At 46.9% G+C, this 16,175-nt stretch carries 14 protein-coding genes, 1 tRNA gene and 1 pseudogene; 7 read left to right on the top strand and 9 right to left on the bottom strand.

The window, feature by feature from the left end; genetic code table 11:
- Positions 1–18: 18 nt before the first annotated feature.
- A complete protein-coding gene (locus H6F56_RS26800; protein ID WP_255513697.1) occupies positions 19–147 on the bottom strand; it encodes a hypothetical protein in 129 nt (42 codons plus the stop codon).
- A 279-nt stretch (positions 148–426) separates the two neighbouring features.
- Here H6F56_RS26800 and H6F56_RS08660 point away from each other — a divergent pair, with 279 nt between their 5' ends.
- Complete coding sequence (locus H6F56_RS08660) at positions 427–759, top strand: DUF565 domain-containing protein (RefSeq protein ID WP_190666864.1); 333 nt, start codon at positions 427–429, stop codon at positions 757–759.
- Positions 760–763: 4 nt separating this feature from the next.
- On the top strand, positions 764–1,822 hold the full coding sequence (locus tag H6F56_RS08655) for a glycerate kinase (RefSeq protein WP_190666863.1): 1,059 nt from the start codon (positions 764–766) through the stop codon (positions 1,820–1,822).
- Between the two features lie 133 nt (positions 1,823–1,955).
- Here H6F56_RS08655 and H6F56_RS08650 read toward each other — a convergent pair whose 3' ends face one another.
- Together H6F56_RS08650 and H6F56_RS08645 are read right to left on the bottom strand one after the other, a co-directional pair.
- Positions 1,956–3,092 carry a glycosyl transferase gene (locus H6F56_RS08650; protein ID WP_190666861.1) on the bottom strand — a complete coding sequence of 379 codons (1,137 nt, stop codon included), beginning with the start codon at positions 3,090–3,092 and terminating at the stop codon, positions 1,956–1,958.
- 180 nt (positions 3,093–3,272) lie between these two features.
- Complete coding sequence (locus H6F56_RS08645; RefSeq protein WP_190666859.1) at positions 3,273–4,484, bottom strand: aminotransferase class V-fold PLP-dependent enzyme; 1,212 nt, start codon at positions 4,482–4,484, stop codon at positions 3,273–3,275.
- A 587-nt stretch (positions 4,485–5,071) separates the two neighbouring features.
- On the opposite strand from H6F56_RS08645, the gene H6F56_RS08640 reads away from it, so the two are divergent.
- On the top strand, positions 5,072–6,538 hold the full coding sequence (locus H6F56_RS08640) for a TM0106 family RecB-like putative nuclease (RefSeq protein ID WP_190666856.1): 1,467 nt from the start codon (positions 5,072–5,074) through the stop codon (positions 6,536–6,538).
- A gap of 58 nt (positions 6,539–6,596) precedes the next feature.
- On the opposite strand, the gene H6F56_RS08635 is transcribed toward H6F56_RS08640, so the two are convergent.
- A complete protein-coding gene (locus H6F56_RS08635; protein ID WP_190666855.1) occupies positions 6,597–7,148 on the bottom strand; it encodes a hypothetical protein in 552 nt (183 codons plus the stop codon).
- 598 nt (positions 7,149–7,746) lie between these two features.
- On the opposite strand from H6F56_RS08635, the gene H6F56_RS08630 reads away from it, so the two are divergent.
- From H6F56_RS08630 to H6F56_RS08620, 4 genes and pseudogenes are all read left to right on the top strand, one after another.
- Positions 7,747–7,820, top strand: a tRNA-Asp gene (locus H6F56_RS08630).
- A gap of 123 nt (positions 7,821–7,943) precedes the next feature.
- Positions 7,944–9,374 (top strand): annotated as a pseudogene (gltX, locus tag H6F56_RS08625) (glutamate--tRNA ligase); the annotation flags it as partial.
- A gap of 27 nt (positions 9,375–9,401) precedes the next feature.
- Positions 9,402–9,881 (top strand): CAAD domain-containing protein, encoded by a 480-nt coding sequence (locus tag H6F56_RS26235; RefSeq protein ID WP_309236483.1) that lies wholly within the window; start codon positions 9,402–9,404, stop codon positions 9,879–9,881.
- A 292-nt stretch (positions 9,882–10,173) separates the two neighbouring features.
- Entirely contained in the window at positions 10,174–10,704 is a 531-nt protein-coding gene (locus H6F56_RS08620) for a hypothetical protein (RefSeq protein ID WP_206753393.1), read from the top strand.
- Between the two features lie 283 nt (positions 10,705–10,987).
- On the opposite strand, the gene H6F56_RS08615 is transcribed toward H6F56_RS08620, so the two are convergent.
- The 5 genes from H6F56_RS08615 to H6F56_RS08595 all read right to left on the bottom strand — a co-directional run bounded on the left by H6F56_RS08615 (position 10,988) and on the right by H6F56_RS08595 (position 16,058).
- On the bottom strand, positions 10,988–11,587 hold the full coding sequence (locus tag H6F56_RS08615; RefSeq protein ID WP_190666851.1) for a plasmid segregation centromere-binding protein ParR: 600 nt from the start codon (positions 11,585–11,587) through the stop codon (positions 10,988–10,990).
- 5 nt (positions 11,588–11,592) lie between these two features.
- On the bottom strand, positions 11,593–12,750 hold the full coding sequence (locus H6F56_RS08610; protein WP_190666849.1) for a ParM/StbA family protein: 1,158 nt from the start codon (positions 12,748–12,750) through the stop codon (positions 11,593–11,595).
- 809 nt (positions 12,751–13,559) lie between these two features.
- Positions 13,560–14,450 carry a lipid kinase gene (locus H6F56_RS08605; RefSeq protein WP_190666847.1) on the bottom strand — a complete coding sequence of 297 codons (891 nt, stop codon included), beginning with the start codon at positions 14,448–14,450 and terminating at the stop codon, positions 13,560–13,562.
- Positions 14,443–14,910, bottom strand: a complete 468-nt coding sequence (locus H6F56_RS08600) for a phosphate-starvation-inducible PsiE family protein (RefSeq protein WP_242031929.1) — start codon at positions 14,908–14,910, stop codon at positions 14,443–14,445. The genes H6F56_RS08605 and H6F56_RS08600 overlap by 8 nt, the downstream gene beginning before the upstream one ends.
- A gap of 284 nt (positions 14,911–15,194) precedes the next feature.
- Complete coding sequence (locus tag H6F56_RS08595; RefSeq protein WP_190666843.1) at positions 15,195–16,058, bottom strand: nitrate ABC transporter ATP-binding protein; 864 nt, start codon at positions 16,056–16,058, stop codon at positions 15,195–15,197.
- Positions 16,059–16,175 lie beyond the last annotated feature (117 nt).

The following is a 16,175-nucleotide window of genomic DNA, read 5'->3' as shown; positions in this document are numbered from 1 at the left end:
ATCGGGTGGAGAAAAACTCTAGCTAAGCGCCCGAAATTCTTTCATTTCGCTTTGTGCCGGCTGTAAATAGCCAATATCGAATACGCAATTATCAATATCGGCACCCCTCAGCCAAGGTTCGTGCTGAGTGTTGACTGAAATTAACATTCATTTTTTAGTATGGTGTAGGGCGCTACGCCTTGCATAAATTTTCCATCGGCGGTTGCAACCGCCGGTGTAATTTTTTTTGGATCTGTCCTCTGTTGTGTCTTTGATGACAGGGGCCAGTTTTTGATTAGGCTTACCGGCAAGCTGTTACGCAAATAAGTTTGTCTTTATGAACCTGCTAGGTATTTACTATTCAGCAGCCGTTAAGCCGGATTGAAACCGGCTGCGACAAAGCAGGATATCCTAGCAAAAGAATGTTTTCCTCACTCAGCCCTGTGTATGCAGAATACCCGTCTCAACAGCCTGGTTGATGTCGCCTCTGGGCGGTTTGGGCAATGGTTAAGCAATCCTTGGCGGCGAATCTCGCTGCTGGTAATCAGTGTGTTGTTTGGCGTCTTCTTGGGAAGCGCTATTTCTACCATCGCTGGACAAAGAGCTAACTTAGATATTAGTGTGGCTGCAATTTTGGTCGTGCTAACGGAAGCGATCAGCTGGGTTGTTTACGCCGCAAACCGGCGCATAGCCAACTCGCTGCTGGTACAAATATTAAATTCGCTTAAAATTGGTTTGACTTACAGCCTGTTTGTAGAAGCCTTTAAGCTAGGTTCCTGATGGCATGGAGCAACCGAGTTTATCGCTGAATCAAATTCTTACACAGTGGGCGGATCAGGGCGAACTCCCGGCAGAGGTTTGGCAACAGCTAGAAGCATGGGAACGCTCAGATCAACGGCGGGCCAAAGCATTTGGCATTACGCCTGAGAATGTTAGTGAAATTGTTCAAAAGCGAGGGCTGCTTTTTCAGTCTGTCTATCCCAGTTTCCGTCCAGCCGTTGCGGAAAATCCTTCTTTATTAAAGACCTTATGGCATCTTTGGCTGCCTTTGGCGGTGCAGTTGGCGGGACACCGGCAAAGTTTGGGGCGTCCTGTAGTTCAAGGGATATTGGGGGGACAAGGCACCGGCAAGACAACTTTAGCTGCCGGCCTAACGATGATTCTTGGCCATTTAGGCTACTGCACTGTCAGCCTGTCCCTGGATGATCTCTATAAGACTTATCGTGAGCGGCAGCAGCTCAAAGAGCAAGACCCGCGTTTGATCTGGCGTGGGCCACCGGGAACCCACGATATTGAGCTAGGGATTGAGATTTTAGATCAGTTGCGCCGGCTGGATCGTCCTTCTGTTCAGGTTCCGCGCTTTGATAAATCTGCTTGGGGAGGTGCCGGTGATAGAACGGACTCCCAGACAGTTGCCGGCGTTGATATTGTCTTGTTTGAAGGTTGGTTTGTCGGGGCGCGACCGATTGATCCGGCTATTTTTGACACGGCACCGGCACCAATTATCACGTCGGCTGACCGCTGTTTTGCCGGTGATATGAATGCCAAGCTGCACGATTATTTACCCCTGTGGCAGCGCTTAGATCGCTTAATGGTGCTGTATCCGGTGGATTATCGGCTTTCTGTACAGTGGCGACAGCAGGCAGAACATCAAATGAAGGCTGCCGGTAAAGCGGGGATGAGCGATGTAGAAATTGAGCAATTTGTCTATTATTTCTGGAAAGCATTGCACCCAGAGTTATTTATCAAGCCTTTAGTTAACCGTGCTGATTGGGTGGATTTGGTGGTTGAAATTAATGCCGATCATTCTACCGGCAGCATTTATAAGCCGATTGATTGCTGATTTCCCAAGCTTAAACATGAAAAAAATTAAGCAGTTTCTCAACTCTTGGGGAATATGCCGGTGAAACCCACACACTCCCCAGCTATACAATTTGAAAGCCGGACTCTCACATTTTCTGATAATTTCCAAACCTTTAACAATTTTGTAAATAATCAACAACAGCACTAGCGATGGCTTCCGTTCCATCTTTAGGAATGGACGTGTTAAGGCGAGGCGGTTGCAACGGTTGCCGTAAAAATTCCCAACTGCCTTCAAAAAAGTCTGCCGGTGAGATAATTTGATGGTAAGCGCGATCAGCAATTCCTTCTAACAATAAAGGAGATTCGGCAAATTCCTCTCGCGTTACAGAAACAATCGGAACACCCACCCTTAAAGCTTCGGCAAATGTGCTATATCCAGGCTTAGAAATGACTCGTCCGCACAGCGGCATGAAGTCTACGGGACGGATGGAAAGACTCTGAGAGGCAGAGAGGGGAAGCTGGGAAAATGGAGGAGTTTTTGAAGGCTGTCCAGAGACTTTGATTAAATTAGGAAAATCTGGTGCTTGCTGATCAAAGGTGAGAAATTGCCAGTCAGAAAATTTTTGCAGGTTGCTATAAGGAATTTGAGCCAAACCTAATCCACCAAAAGTGAGTAAAACTATTTTCTCCTGCGGCGCAGTTAAGCCCCAAATGCCTCTGATTTCATCCTCGCTATAACGAGGAGAACCTCCCGTTAATCCCACATCAGTTATATTAGGAAAAGCGCTCATCGTTTCGTGAAAAGGCAAACGAAATAAGCGATCACACTGGCTGAAACACTCTCCAATCCAATCAGCCATTTCTATAAAATCTCCTCCCCAAGGCCGATAGATAAAATCCCACCCAAAGTTACTCATCATCCAACAAGGAATGCCGGCAGCTTTGGCAATAGGTGCTGCTAAGGGAGGAATATCAGCTAAAATTAATTTCACCTTATTTAAATGAATGAAACTAACTTCTGTAGCGATAATTGAACGCTGCCTCTCACGGATTTGTTTTAATTCTTTCAGCGTGGTATTTTTATCCATCGTCAGGCTGTCGCTTTGCACAACGCCCACATCAAAGGCACGAGGGCGCACGATAAAATCCCCAGAAATATAAGATTCTAATAACCAGTGGGGTGCGGTTGTGACCAACACGAGGAGAATTTCTGGATTCATCTGTTGAATTGCAGCGGCAACAGACGCAGCACGCACTGCATGACCGAATCCATGATTGGTAATTGCGATATATAAAACAGGTCGTGACATTTCTAGTTTCTCAAGTATTAGGGGGAAGGTTGATTTTTGTTAGCACACATTTTGCACTAGCCCGCGAACTCGCTCAAAAATTTATTTGCGGGCTAATAGTTGAAGTCTGGTTTATCCGAATAAAAAAACAGTTCAATGTAATTAATTTAACTTTAGCGATTGGCTAAGGTTCAAAACCTCTTAAAATTTAAAATCTGAAATCCCTGCAACTAGCTGGTCTATTTCAGATTCTAAGGTGAAGTAGTGAACGCAGGCGCGGATGCAGTGGGGATTAAGAAGTGTCCGCACCATGATTTTTTGTGATTCTAAGAATTGCACGAGTTGCTGATGTGTGGCACCGGCATCCTGTGGGGTTGGGTCTAGCTGGAAGGAAACTAACCCGGCTTCTGGGGGTGATGTTCGCAGGCAGTTAATCCCGGCTAAATTTTGTAACTGTTCCCAAAGATATTTACTAACTTTCTGTATCTGCTGGTAACGTTCCTCAGCACTTCCCCACTGGTGATGAAGTGCAATCGCACTCCGCAAACCGGCATACAGTGGCACTGCTGAAGTGGCAATTTCAAATCGCTTCCCAGTCGGCTGCCAACCTGCCGGCTGACCACTCCCATCCGTAATAATCCCGCGCCAGCCGATAAACGTGGGATGCAGGCTTTCCAAGGCGTCTGGCTGCACATACAGTCCCCCAACGCCGGCTGGCCCGCACCACCATTTGTGGCCGGTGAAGGCATAAAAGTCTGCTGCAATTTCAGTTAAATTCAGCGGTAAGACGCCGACAGACTGCGCGGCATCCACTAAAACTCGAATCGGCTGTCCCCAAGTTGAATGGTTATGGCACAGCTGGACAATTTCAGCCAGGGGCAAAACTTGGCCGGTGTTCCACAGGATGTGACTTAAAACCACGAGTCGAGTATTAGATCGCAAATATTGATCAATGGCTGCTACTGGATCGCCATCATTTAGCGTCGCCATCAGGGGACAGGTGGAAACTTCGATATCAAACCGGCGCTGTAGTTCCCCCACCGCTGCCACAATGCCTTGATGTTCACAGTCAGTTAGCAGCAGGTGATCCCCAGGTTGCCAGTCAAAACCCCACAAGGCAATGTTGCAGCCAACGGTGACATCTTCAGTGAGGGTAATCGTTTCTGCCGGCACACCCAGTTCTGTGGCGATCGCTTGCCGCGTTTGGCTGGCTTCTCGATTAATCCAAGTATTCGCCTCTCCTGAAAATGGCCCAACACGTTCCACTTCTTCATAAGATTGCCTGATCGCCTCCAATGCGGCTTGAGGCAGTGGACCTTGTCCCCCGTAGTTAAAATAGGCTTTATTCACCAAGGCTGGGAAGTGCTGCCGGTGACGTTCTAGGGAAGTTTGTTGTGGGGTAGATCCCGTCATAGTCATCAGTTCAAAGGAGGTTATATCATTTCGCGCTTGCCGGTGCCCAGAATGCTAGGATTGCGCTCTAGACATTGTAAGAGCCAGCCGGTGAAATTTACCTTGAATTTCTTTCAAAAATTGAAATAACCTGACAAATAACATCGGCTGATTTCAAGTTGCCGGGTTTTACCTAAGTACCTTCGTATTCACCAGCCCAGACTTAAGGTAAATTTTACTGTTTTAACTGGCCTTACCGACTATTTATGATATTTACAAAGGTAAGGGTGAGATTCAACGTAATGTCTTTTCACCATGACAAACGAAAAATTTACTTTTTATTCAATCTATCCAATTAAGTTAGATTGAAATTTTTATATAAATCAATCAACTATCATAAAATATAATTAACCTTGACAATGCTTTAAGAAAAGCAATACAAAAAAGTTATAAAAACAACAATCTATCAGCATAAGTTATAAAATTTCATCCAAAATTCAGTAAATTCGCTAAGTAAGGAGTCAAGAAGAAATGCTAGCCGGCAGAAAATTTTTATTGAATAGCACTGAAACAATGCGGTCGGCTCAGTTTTTTGCTAGCCTAAAAGTATGCTTTTGACTGCTGAACTTTTATTTAATTACCAACGGTGCCGGCGTCGGTCTTTTCTAGATACCTATGGAGACGCCCAACAGCAAGGGTGCGAGAGTGACTTTCTGTTGAAACTGCAACAAAACAGCTGGGCACACCGGCAAGCAATTGTTGCTGACATGACGTACCATCAACCCCAGTACCCACGGCGAGATTTCATTGCCGGTGCTGAGGCAACGCTAGAATTGATGCGCCAAGGTGTTGATCTCATTTACCAGGGAATACTGCGAGCCGAAGGGCCGGCAGGGTTTACACTGGCAAGCAGCCCCGATTTACTGATCAAACAGCCCGGAGAGTCTTCTTTTGGCAACTGGCTTTACGTTCCCACAGATATCAAACTGGGCAAGCGTCCGAAGCTAGACTATCAAATTATTGTGGCTTTTCACGCCTATGTGCTGGCATCTGTGCAGGGAGTTAGCCCAGAGACGGCTGGGCTGCTATTGCGAGAGAAAGGCGCTTATCGGGTGAACTTGGGGCAGCGAATGCCTCAAATGCAGCAGATGCTAACAGAATGTATTGAGATGCTGCACCACCGGCAAGAACCTGAAGTTTTCATCGCCCGTCATCCCTGTAGCCATTGCCATTGGTATGGCAGTTGCTACGCGATCGCCACAGAAACAAAACACCTGTCCCTGTTGCCGGGAGTGACGCCGGTTCGTTATACCCAGTTGCAAGCGCTGAATTTAACAACAGTGGAAGCCCTCGCCGGCATAGATCCGGGGCAGCTTGCTCATTTAACCGAGTTTCCCGATGAAGTGGCGGGGCAGTTGGTGTTGCAAGCGCAATCAGTTCTGCAAAATCAGGCAATTGCCACACCGGCAGGTTTGTCCCTTTCTCCCTCAGAGTTACCCACTGCGCTGGTTGAACTTTATTTTGATATCGAAGCGCAGCCGGAATTGGATCTGGCATTTTTACACGGAGTTTTAGTGGTTGATCGGCAAGCTAAAACCGAAACATTTTATCCACTTTTGGCAGAACAGCCGGCAGAGGAAGGCGCAATCTGGGAGCAACTTTTAAACTTGATTTGGACATATCCCGATGCGCCAATTTTTCATTTTTGTGATTACGAAGTTCAAACTTTTAAACAGTTTGCCAAGCGTTATAATACTCCTTCCCATTTGTGGCGTCCCGTGCTGAGTCGGTTTGTGGATGTACACGAACGAGTGACACGCGCAGCCATATTGCCGGTGGAAAGTTATGCCCTCAAAGCGATTGCCCGTTGGGTCGGTTTTGAATGGCGCGACCGGCAGGCAAATGGCGCTCAATGTATCTTCTGGTATGATCGTTGGTTAGAAACCGGCGATCGCACTTTTCTTGACGCAATTCGACGCTATAACGAAGATGACTGCCGCGCCACTTACGTGGTTAAAGATTGGTTAGTGAACTTTTTACAAAATGCTGATCGCACCCTTGTAACCCTTTCCTAACCAATAAAATGAGGCACTTTTAAAATTTTAAAGCTTGCTTAGGCAAATCAAATTTGCCTCAATTTAAGCTAATATCCGTAAAGGATAAACGAGGGCAATTGTTCCACCAGTCGGGGTGAATGCAATCCGCTCTCAGCGTGACACTTTGAGCGTTTTGGAGATCAATCGACCAGATTTGCTTTTCTTCGGCCCGCGTGATATATCTTTGACCCACCAGCTGCCGATTGCTATAAACTTCTAATAGGATAATATCTTCTTTGTCAGTTACTTTGCTATTCCTGTCTAAACCGAACTCCAAATTTAGTTGAGAAAATCCAGAAGGCACTCCACAAACCACTTCAGATGCCGCCGCACTGTTATTTATAATATCTCCCGACTCCTTCAACACATATCTATTATAGAGATAAGCAATTTCTGGGAAAGAATTCTTTCCGAATTTCACCTTCGTTGCCTGCTCAACAGGTTTTAAAGGTTGCTGAATTTCAGGAGTTCGGCTCTGGCACTCCATATTAAACAAATAAGTTGAATTGGTTTGCGCTTGAAGTTTTAAAGCTGAAAGTAGAGAAAGAAACGTGACTGGGAAAATAAACAAACTTTGAATAGTTTTCATGTTTACGGCTCCTCACGGGTGGCAGGCGTTCAATAGAAAGTTAACGAATCTTATAATAAAGCCTTTGCAGCAAATTGACTCAAAATAAGCCACAAAGATGTTAGATCAGGTTATAAGCGATATCAGGTTATTTGTCTTTCAGTAGGTTTGCTGCCGGCCTTCCCTTAACCTAAATGGTTCATATCATATCTAATGAGGCATCATTTAGACCAGACCTCAAATCACTTTAAGGTGTTCCAATTTATAATTTAAAGTTCTCATCACAGCTGAGAAGGAGATGCAATCGCACGCAAAGCTGGTGGGTACGTCCCAATTTTTGTCAATTTTTTGTAGTGCCGGCATCTTGCCTGCCGGCTGTCATCTATGGGAGCAAGATGCACTACTAATATTTTTGGCATCCTTATCCAAATTTTGAATAACTGCTACGGCAAGTAAATATCTTGCTGGTTCACCCGCTTTTAAGCCTGCCGGCGTCCCCCACCGCCTCTTCCAATGCCCAATGCCCAATGCTCCATGCCCCATGCCCCACTCAGCCATTTTCAAAAAAGTGTTTGACAAAGCTCAGAAATGTGTGCATAATGAATCTTGGCGAAAAAAAGGGACTGTAGTTCAATTGGTTAGAGCACCGCCCTGTCACGGCGGAAGTTGCGGGTTCGAGCCCCGTCAGTCCCGTTCTGGTAAGCTTGGTATTAAGACGCTTAACAATAGTGTCTTGAATTTAGAGAGAAGTAGAAAGGCCATTTTATACTTAACTTTGGCCGGCCTACTTGCATCTAGCCTTTAAGAGAGATTGCTGTGACTGTTAGAGTTCGTCTTGCCCCAAGCCCAACCGGCAACTTACATATCGGAACAGCCAGAACGGCTGTCTTTAACTGGCTCTACGCCCGTCATAACGGCGGCCAGTTCATCTTGCGCGTAGAAGATACCGATCTCGAACGCTCACGCCCCGAATATACCGAGAATATCCTAGAGGGTCTCACCTGGCTGGGGCTGAACTGGGATGCGGGGCCATTTTTTCAATCGCAGCGCCTTGACTACTACCGGCAGATGATTCAGACCCTTCTGGATAAAGGGCTAGCCTATCGCTGCTACTGCACAGAAGAAGAACTGACTCAAATGCGGGAGGAGCAAAAGGCCAAAAAAGAAGCCCCCCGCTATGACAACCGGCACCGGAACCTGACACAGGAAGAACGGGACGCCTTTGAAGCCGAAGGACGCACCTCAGTCATTCGCTTTAAAATCGACGATGACCGGCAAATCATCTGGAATGACTTAGTACGGGGCGAAGTTAGTTGGCGAGGCAGCGATCTTGGCGGAGACATGGTGGTTGCCCGCGCCTCCACCAAAGACGACATCGGCCAACCCCTGTACAACCTGGCAGTCGTCGTGGATGACATTGATATGCGAATCACCCACGTCATCCGAGGCGAAGATCACATCGGAAACACGCCAAAACAAATTTTGCTCTACGAAGCGTTTGAGGCAAAAATTCCAGAATTTGCCCACACGCCGCTGATTCTCAATCAATCTGGCCAAAAGCTATCGAAACGCGACGGCGTCACCTCAATTTCTGACTTTAAGCAGATGGGTTATACCGCTGAAGCACTGGTCAATTACATGACCTTGCTGGGCTGGTCATCCCCCGATAATGAAGAGATATTCACCCTAGCACCGGCAGCAGAAAAGTTCAGCTTTGACCGCGTGAATAAAGCCGGTGCTAAGTTTGACTGGGACAAACTTAACTCTCTCAACCGGCACTACATCCAAGCGATGCCGGTGCCCCAGCTAACTGACTTGCTCATTCCCTACTGGCAAGAAGCTGGTTATCAATTCGATCCAGTCGGTGAACGCGCTTGGCTAGAACAGCTCACCGCCCTCATTGGCCCAAGCTTCAACCGGCTTGATGAAGCAGTGCCTATGAGCCGAGTATTCTTTGTCCAAGGGATAGAATTCCATGAGGAAGCAGCCGACCAACTCCAGCAACCAGACGCCCCCAAAGTTTTAGAAGCGATTCTGGCTATATTAGACAGCCAGCAGCCCCTCACCGAGTCTGACGCCCAAGAAGCGATCAAAAAGGTGACAAAAGAGCAAAATGTAAAAAAGGGGATGCTGATGCGCTCCCTGCGGGCGGCACTCACCGGCGAAGTACACGGGCCAGATTTGATACAATCTTGGCTACTGCTTCATCAGCGCTCTTGGGATAAAACCCGCTTGCAAAGTGTCTTAGGTGTGAATAACCCACAGGAGGGTGCCATGACCGAACTACCAACTCCAGAGCAACCAGTCGATGAGACGCCGTCTGCAACGTCTTTGCCAGATCCAGCAGTTTCCGGTATGGTGACGGAACCCCCGCCTCCTGACGCCTGGGTTGGAGAGGAAACACCGGCACCTGTCCCAACTGAAGACCAGTTTCAGCAGATCAAGGAGCAAGTTCTCTCAACTTTGTCCGATTTGCCGACTTCCGTGACTGAGTTTTTCGCACAGAATAAAAAGCTGATCAACTCCTTCGGTCTGATCATCGGTGTGTTGCTCGGCTTGAGAGTGCTTCAGGCACTGTTGGATGTGTTCAACAGTATCCCGCTCCTAGGTGGAATTTTTGAAGTGGTTGGCATGGGATACTCCGGTTGGTTTATTTACCGCTATTTGTTGCAAGCCTCTCACCGCCAAGAACTCACCCAACAAATTCAATCGATCAGAGAACAAATTGCCGGTAAACATTCCGCCAATCAATAACCCTTGAAGCTTAAACGTTGGGCCGGCACTGCTGGCCCTGCTAATGAAGATAGAGGGGGAAATCGGGAGACGGCGAGAGAGGGAACTTGAGTTCAGTTGCCGCCGGCAGGAACTCCCTAGGGGAACTTTTAACGAATTTCGTGCATTTTGTGTTAAAGTTGCCGGGAATAGGTCAAAGTTCCTAACTCAAAATAGTTTAATTTTTTTAAGGTGCCGGCGGTTTAGTTCTCATCTAAAATCTAAACCTCAAATGCTAAAATCTCTGATTTCCAAAGCGCAATAGACAATCGCAATGCACGACAGAGGGCTATATAAACGCTCGAAATGGTTGAAGGTGTGCGGCTGGACATTTGCCGTGGCTGTTTCGGTTGTGGCGATTGGATTCTGGAACCACTCGGATTTGCAAGCGCAGCCGGCTTCGGTGCCTTTATTTGAAACGATTACCCTCAGCCCTAAGTTTAAACCTGACCCGAAAGCGATTAGCGGCATCAGTGGCGGATCAATCGCCGCAGAAGGGATTGCCGGTCGCAAAGAAACAGCCAATGGCTCTTGCGTTGGTTTTGTAGACAAAGAACCTGACCACGTCCTGACGCTGACTGCTTTTTTTAACTATCTCAGCATTCAAGTTGAAAGCAGTGCAGACACAACGCTTTTGATCCGTGGCCCTGGGGGGAGTTGGTGCAATGATGACTCACCCGGCAGAAGTAAAAATCCAGGGATTGCCGGCCAATGGCTCGCAGGAACTTACCAAGTTTGGATCGGTTCCTACGAGCCAAATAAATATCACCCCTACGTCATAAAAATTACCACAGAGGTCAATTGACATCCTTCTCGCCTTGAATGACGGAGATTTCCTCAACCCTGCCGTGAGGTTCCATTCTTCAGCGACTCAGATGAGCTTGAGCAGATGCAAATGCCTTCTTCGCTTTCAGCGATCCAATGAATAGAACTGAATAGCGAAGTTAAGCCTTTGCGCTCTGTGCCCATACAAGTGTGAAATTTTAGCCTTCACCCTTCACACCTGTACAGGCAGGGCAGTGCCACGCTTCACCCTTCTAGCGCGAATAGAATCTCAGGTAGATGCCGGTCAACGCCGTAAAGTAGCCTCAGAACTCCTCTAGTAACCCTCTAAGACGAGCGATCTCAGGATCGATTTCTTCTATAAGAGGTTCAGGTTCAGGAGTCACTGGTTGTGGCGGGGGTTCTGGCAGCGGAGTGCTGTTAATAGGGGAACCCTGACTGACTTGCAGAGCCAACTGCATCATCTGCTGGCTGAGTTGATGCAGTTGGCGTTCCAGGGTTTCCAGCCGGCCCGATTCCTTCGCCATTACCTGTTGCTCCAGCGCGGCAAGTTGGCGTTGCACCTCAGCCACTTGTTGTTCCGTCTGGCTTGCCCCCGGCTTAGGCTGCTGAGGTTCAAATACCGACACCGCGCCGACAGATGATTTAGCCGCTCCCTGTTTCTCAAACTCAGCAAATTGACGCTGGAGGTCAGCGATTTGCTGTTCCATTTCCCCAATTTTTGGGCTGGGCCGTAAAGATTCAGGGACGCACAAAAATTGCCACAGAGCTTCTTTACAGAGGTCGCTGAAGGTCTTGTGCGGTTGTTTGGCCAACTCGGTTTCAATCACCGTCAACAAGGTTTGGTCAGCAACCTCTTGGTTGAACGTGACCGATTTATTTGTCTTATTTGACCTCTGGAACATCAGGTTCAAGCCTTATTATTGGCGCGAGCAGGGAATGTTGCTAACTGTGCTTCTCCATAAATATACTGTCCCAAGGCATTCGCTTGTCGAGACGGCGAGGCTAAATGTGCTTCGATCCGGGCATCTTTGAGCAAGAGTTGCATATCTTCCCAGAAGAATTCTCCTCCCCCACCAGTCAGAATCACCGCTTTAACGCGCTCTGGCAGCCATGCCAGCACACGAGCGCACATTTCACGAGAAAAACTTTCTTTCAGGTTCGGCAAAATATCATCAAGGTTGGTCGGTTTCGTTGCCCCCCTTGGCCGGTAGAACCGATCACCTTTGGCTCGGTTGACTGCCTCGATCAGAGACAGAGACTGGGGATCTGACCCTTCAATCTGAGCGGCGACTTGTTTGTAAAACTCAGTCATGGCGAAGGGTTCGCTCTTGGATGCAGCCCGTGCGAACCGGAAACTATCGACCATTAAACAATCAGTCGTTTGATGTCCAATGTCTATAATGGCCACCGGCACTTTTGACAGGTCTGTCGTTGCCGGCTTTTTCGATTCGCCTTCACACCAGATGAGGCTGCCATACCCTTCGGGCATCACCCACACCTTGGTAATGTTAATTGACATCTGCTCGCCCCGGAAGCTCATCGTGTGAGGGCCGGTTAGCAAGTTAACAAGCTTTTCTTTCTCACGCTCAAACTCTTCTTGGGCGTAGTAAGGCAGGCTGATCACAACGGACAGATCGTCCTTATCCTTGAGCTTGTCGCTAAAGTAACCGATACAAGTTAAGACTTTTGGCAGGGCGTCTTCAGTCTTAGATTGCTTTTCTTGGTTGGCGCTAGAGTAAAGATTCGCCCCAAAGTCGGCTGCTAGTTGCCCAAGGGCGTACCCACTCCCCTGGTACTCTACCCACAAATCCAGTAAAGGATCGGTGGTGCGAGCTTCAAAGATGCCCCCGCGCAGCTCTTGCACCGGCTTCTCGACGATATTAGCCGGGATGAAAATGACACTATCAGGCTCTCGACTTACGCAGGTTTTTGTAGACGTTCGGCCCAGATCGACGCTCAGAATCGATTTGTTGATCAAATTAGAGGTTGGTTTGGCATTATTCAACGAAGTCGTCGTTGACTTCGGGGCATTCATCGGGGTAGCAGCGTTTTGTTGGCTATTCATTAGAACTCCTAATCTCACTTAGCCTCAAAATTATCATGTCCCATCCCTCCATTTGGGAAGAGATGAAGACTAAGATATGTTCTGACATTCGATCGCTTAATCGGGTTTATCTGAAACAGATTGTGCTTGGCCTCGATTGCTAGTGCAGTGGCACCGGCAACAGAGAGTTTGAAGGTGTTACAAGACGCTTGCAGATTCTCAGCTTATTGCTGCCGATGCCATGCAGTGCTATCACTATCCCCGGCTCAGGCTTGTAGATGCAAGGCATCTGTCCCGGTTCGGATTGACCCAGCAGCCATGCCGGCACCGGCACTTAACATTAGGTGCTGGCCATTGATTCACTTTGCCGTCTTGAAGGCGTCCAGTTAGCTTATGGCATCATTGCACCCTTGGGAAGTCAGTCTTCCTCTTCTTCTTCAACCTTTTAAGTTTAAATGGACACGGTTCATCCTCAAGCACCCAAACCCTTAAAGCCGCACCGATAGCAATATCCATTGAACTTTAAAACGCTCACGCTTCCCACATAAATTTTTCCAAGTTAATAAAATATTTTGTTAAGATTTGTAAATGCCTATTTTTGAAAAGATAGCTAAACTTCTAGTACATCAATAATTTTTAAATGGTAAGATTTTTTTTACCAACATCTTAAGTTCTGTCTTCGCTCTTAATAATCTTTAAATTCACTCAGCAAAATTCAGATTTTTTCCAATCAGTCAATGCAAAATTTATTAAATTTTAGACAGTTTAATAAACCCAGACTTCTCTGACTTTTGGACTTAAAAGCATAAATGAGTTTGAGAGGGAACTGCTTAAGGAACCAAAACAGCTAAAGCTTGAGGAATGACGCGGAATTGAGCCGGCGTGTGGGTAGTAATTTCGCCATCGGTATTGATGGGGCGAGGTTTGCGAGTAAACACCTCAAATTCAGTGCCGTTGAGGGCGCGAACACCACGCAAATCAGCATGATTTCCTTGCCGCATTGCCGGCAGCAAGAGAATCATTTGCCACCAGGATTTAATTTCCAGACTGTAGAGATCCAGCCGCCGGTCGTCAATGGTCGCATCCTCAGCAACAGTCATCCCACCCCCATAATAACGCCCGTTACCGATGGCAATTTGAACCGTTTTCACTTTTATTGATTTTCCCTTTAGGCGTATCTCTGCTCTAAAAGGTCGAGATTTCCAAAGCACCTTAAGAGCAGTCAAAGCATAGGCAAAAACTCCCCACCGGCGCTTTGCCTCCTTGCTCAACTGTTGGGTAATTTGCACGCTCAGCCCTAAACTTGCCACATTAAAAAAGTATTTGCCATTCACGCAACCCAAGTCAATGCGCCGAATTTTGCCGGCAGCAATAATTTGGCAGGCATCGGGTATAGAAGTGGGAATTTCTAAAGTCCGAGCGAGGTCATTTGCCGTTCCCAAAGGCAAAATCCCCAAAGGTAACTGAGAGTCTATCAATCCCTCTGCGGCTGCATTCATAGTGCCATCACCGCCTCCAATAATCACCAAATCCACTTGATGCCGGTAGCGCCGAATTAGATCGGGGATTTGTAGAGGATGCTCTGTCGATTCCTCTAGGATCTCAACCCCTAAGTATTGCAACTGTTCAACTGCTTTAGAGATACTTTCATCTCCCTTTCTAGCGCCACGATTGACTAACAGCAGTGCGCGACGTCTACCAGATTGGGAGTTATCAGTCATACTTTTTGGCGTTTTGGCTACGAACGATCCAGTAACTAATTGAAAGGCAAAAAATTGCAACAGCTAATCCAATAATTTGAATACCTTCTATTTTTTCTAGATCCAAGATAATAATCTTACGAGCGACTGCAATGATAGAAGTCACAATGACTAACTCTACCTGAATTACGTGCTTTTTGAGGTAAGCCGTAATATTTTCTAGAATTTCAAGGGCAATCAAAACATTTAAAAATAAACCAAAAACTTTGAACAAATCCTTACCAAAATCGTCTGGCTCTGTTGTGAGTAGCTCTAGAAAAAGAAAGAGTCCCAAATTCCAAAGGGAGGCTAAGATAACAATGATCATTCCCAAAGAAAGAATTTTGGAGACCAGTCCCTCCAGGTTTTCTAGCCCATGCAGGAAGTTTTCATCTTTGCTGGCTCGTCTAAATTTTTTGTATAAGTTATTAAATACCCACATTGTTATCAGGTTTGCTGATAGCAAAACCGTTGTAAGGTTCCTTTGAGAAAGCTGTCGTTTCATTGAGCTTGCACCCAGTCTCAACAAACTTATTAGCTATGAGATAATTAGTCAAAAAAAGCAAAAGCGCAGAGTTATGCCGGCAGAGATTATAGAAATAGAGAAGCAGATAAACTCTAGGAGAGTAGGCTTCTCATTTTCGTCCCCTTCATATTTGCATATTTGGGCTGTTCACGAAAGCCTTCCGTCGGCATAACTTGGATTTTAGTGTTTGCCTTAAAAATTCACTCATCCTCATCATGAGCGAAGCGGTGATAGAGGAAATCGAGGGCGTGATTGCGGAGTTTGTAGTATTCTGGATCTTCCATAATGCGGGCGCGATCGCGGGGACGCGGGAAAGGAATCTCTAAAATCTCCCCAATTTTAGCAGCCGGCCCATTCGTCATCATCACCAATCGGTCTGCCAGGAATAGCGCCTCATCAATATCGTGAGTAATCATTAGCACCGTTGCGCGGTGATCATTCCAAATTTTAAGTAATTCCTCCTGCAACTCTTCTTTGGTAATTGCATCCAGCGCCCCAAAAGGCTCATCTAAAATCAAGACTTTCGGACGCATTGCCAAAGCACGCGCAATCGAAACCCGTTGCTTCATCCCCCCAGAGATTTGGCTGGGCTTTTTATCCGCCGCCTCTGTTAAGCCTACCATTGCCAAGTGTTCCCGTGTGATCGCCGCTTTTTCTGCGCCAGATTTGTTGGGGTAAACCGAGTCAATGGCTAAGTAAACGTTTTCAAAGGCTGTAAGCCAAGGCAACAAAGCGTAATTTTGAAAGACGACCATGCGATCTGGACCCGGTTCAGTGATGCGTGAACCTTGCAGTTCCACCTTGCCGGCAGTGGGTGTGGCGAAACCGGATACCATGTTCAGCAAAGTTGATTTGCCACAGCCAGAGTGACCGATGACACAAATAAACTCCCCTTCCTTAACGGTGAGATTAACGCCATCAAGCACCGTGTAAGGTCCTTTGGGGGTTTTATAAACTTTAGAAACATCTTCAATGACGAGGAATGTTTCCTTAGCAGTTTTTGAATTAACAGCCGGCTGGGTGAGGGTGCCGGTGTAGGTGAAATTGCGATTTAAAGATGCCATAGTTTTTGTTCGTCCTTAATCTTGTGTTTTTTGTTTACATGAGGGGCGATAGCGTAGCGGCGCGTCAGCGCTAGCATTTGCGTAAATAGCCTATTGGTTTGAGCAGAAACTTTCAGC

The sequence above is a fragment of the Microcoleus sp. FACHB-672 genome (assembly GCF_014695725.1).
Lineage (GTDB): Bacteria > Cyanobacteriota > Cyanobacteriia > Cyanobacteriales > Oscillatoriaceae > FACHB-68.
Note: the sequence above shows the minus strand (reverse complement) of the source record. Positions and strands in the feature narration are given on the sequence as shown.

What these genes read in the sequence shown, in the direction of transcription:
- H6F56_RS26800 (WP_255513697.1), bottom strand. Translation starts at nt 147, where the DNA reads ATGTTAATTTCAGTCAACACTCAGCACGAACCTTGGCTGAGGGGTGCC.
- H6F56_RS08660 (WP_190666864.1), top strand. Translation starts at nt 427, where the DNA reads ATGCAGAATACCCGTCTCAACAGCCTGGTTGATGTCGCCTCTGGGCGG.
- H6F56_RS08655 (WP_190666863.1), top strand. Translation starts at nt 764, where the DNA reads ATGGAGCAACCGAGTTTATCGCTGAATCAAATTCTTACACAGTGGGCG.
- H6F56_RS08650 (WP_190666861.1), bottom strand. Translation starts at nt 3,092, where the DNA reads ATGTCACGACCTGTTTTATATATCGCAATTACCAATCATGGATTCGGT.
- H6F56_RS08645 (WP_190666859.1), bottom strand. Translation starts at nt 4,484, where the DNA reads ATGACGGGATCTACCCCACAACAAACTTCCCTAGAACGTCACCGGCAG.
- H6F56_RS08640 (WP_190666856.1), top strand. Translation starts at nt 5,072, where the DNA reads ATGCTTTTGACTGCTGAACTTTTATTTAATTACCAACGGTGCCGGCGT.
- H6F56_RS08635 (WP_190666855.1), bottom strand. Translation starts at nt 7,148, where the DNA reads ATGAAAACTATTCAAAGTTTGTTTATTTTCCCAGTCACGTTTCTTTCT.
- H6F56_RS26235 (WP_309236483.1), top strand. Translation starts at nt 9,402, where the DNA reads ATGACCGAACTACCAACTCCAGAGCAACCAGTCGATGAGACGCCGTCT.
- H6F56_RS08620 (WP_206753393.1), top strand. Translation starts at nt 10,174, where the DNA reads ATGCACGACAGAGGGCTATATAAACGCTCGAAATGGTTGAAGGTGTGC.
- H6F56_RS08615 (WP_190666851.1), bottom strand. Translation starts at nt 11,587, where the DNA reads ATGTTCCAGAGGTCAAATAAGACAAATAAATCGGTCACGTTCAACCAA.
- H6F56_RS08610 (WP_190666849.1), bottom strand. Translation starts at nt 12,750, where the DNA reads ATGAATAGCCAACAAAACGCTGCTACCCCGATGAATGCCCCGAAGTCA.
- H6F56_RS08605 (WP_190666847.1), bottom strand. Translation starts at nt 14,450, where the DNA reads ATGACTGATAACTCCCAATCTGGTAGACGTCGCGCACTGCTGTTAGTC.
- H6F56_RS08600 (WP_242031929.1), bottom strand. Translation starts at nt 14,910, where the DNA reads ATGTGGGTATTTAATAACTTATACAAAAAATTTAGACGAGCCAGCAAA.
- H6F56_RS08595 (WP_190666843.1), bottom strand. Translation starts at nt 16,058, where the DNA reads ATGGCATCTTTAAATCGCAATTTCACCTACACCGGCACCCTCACCCAG.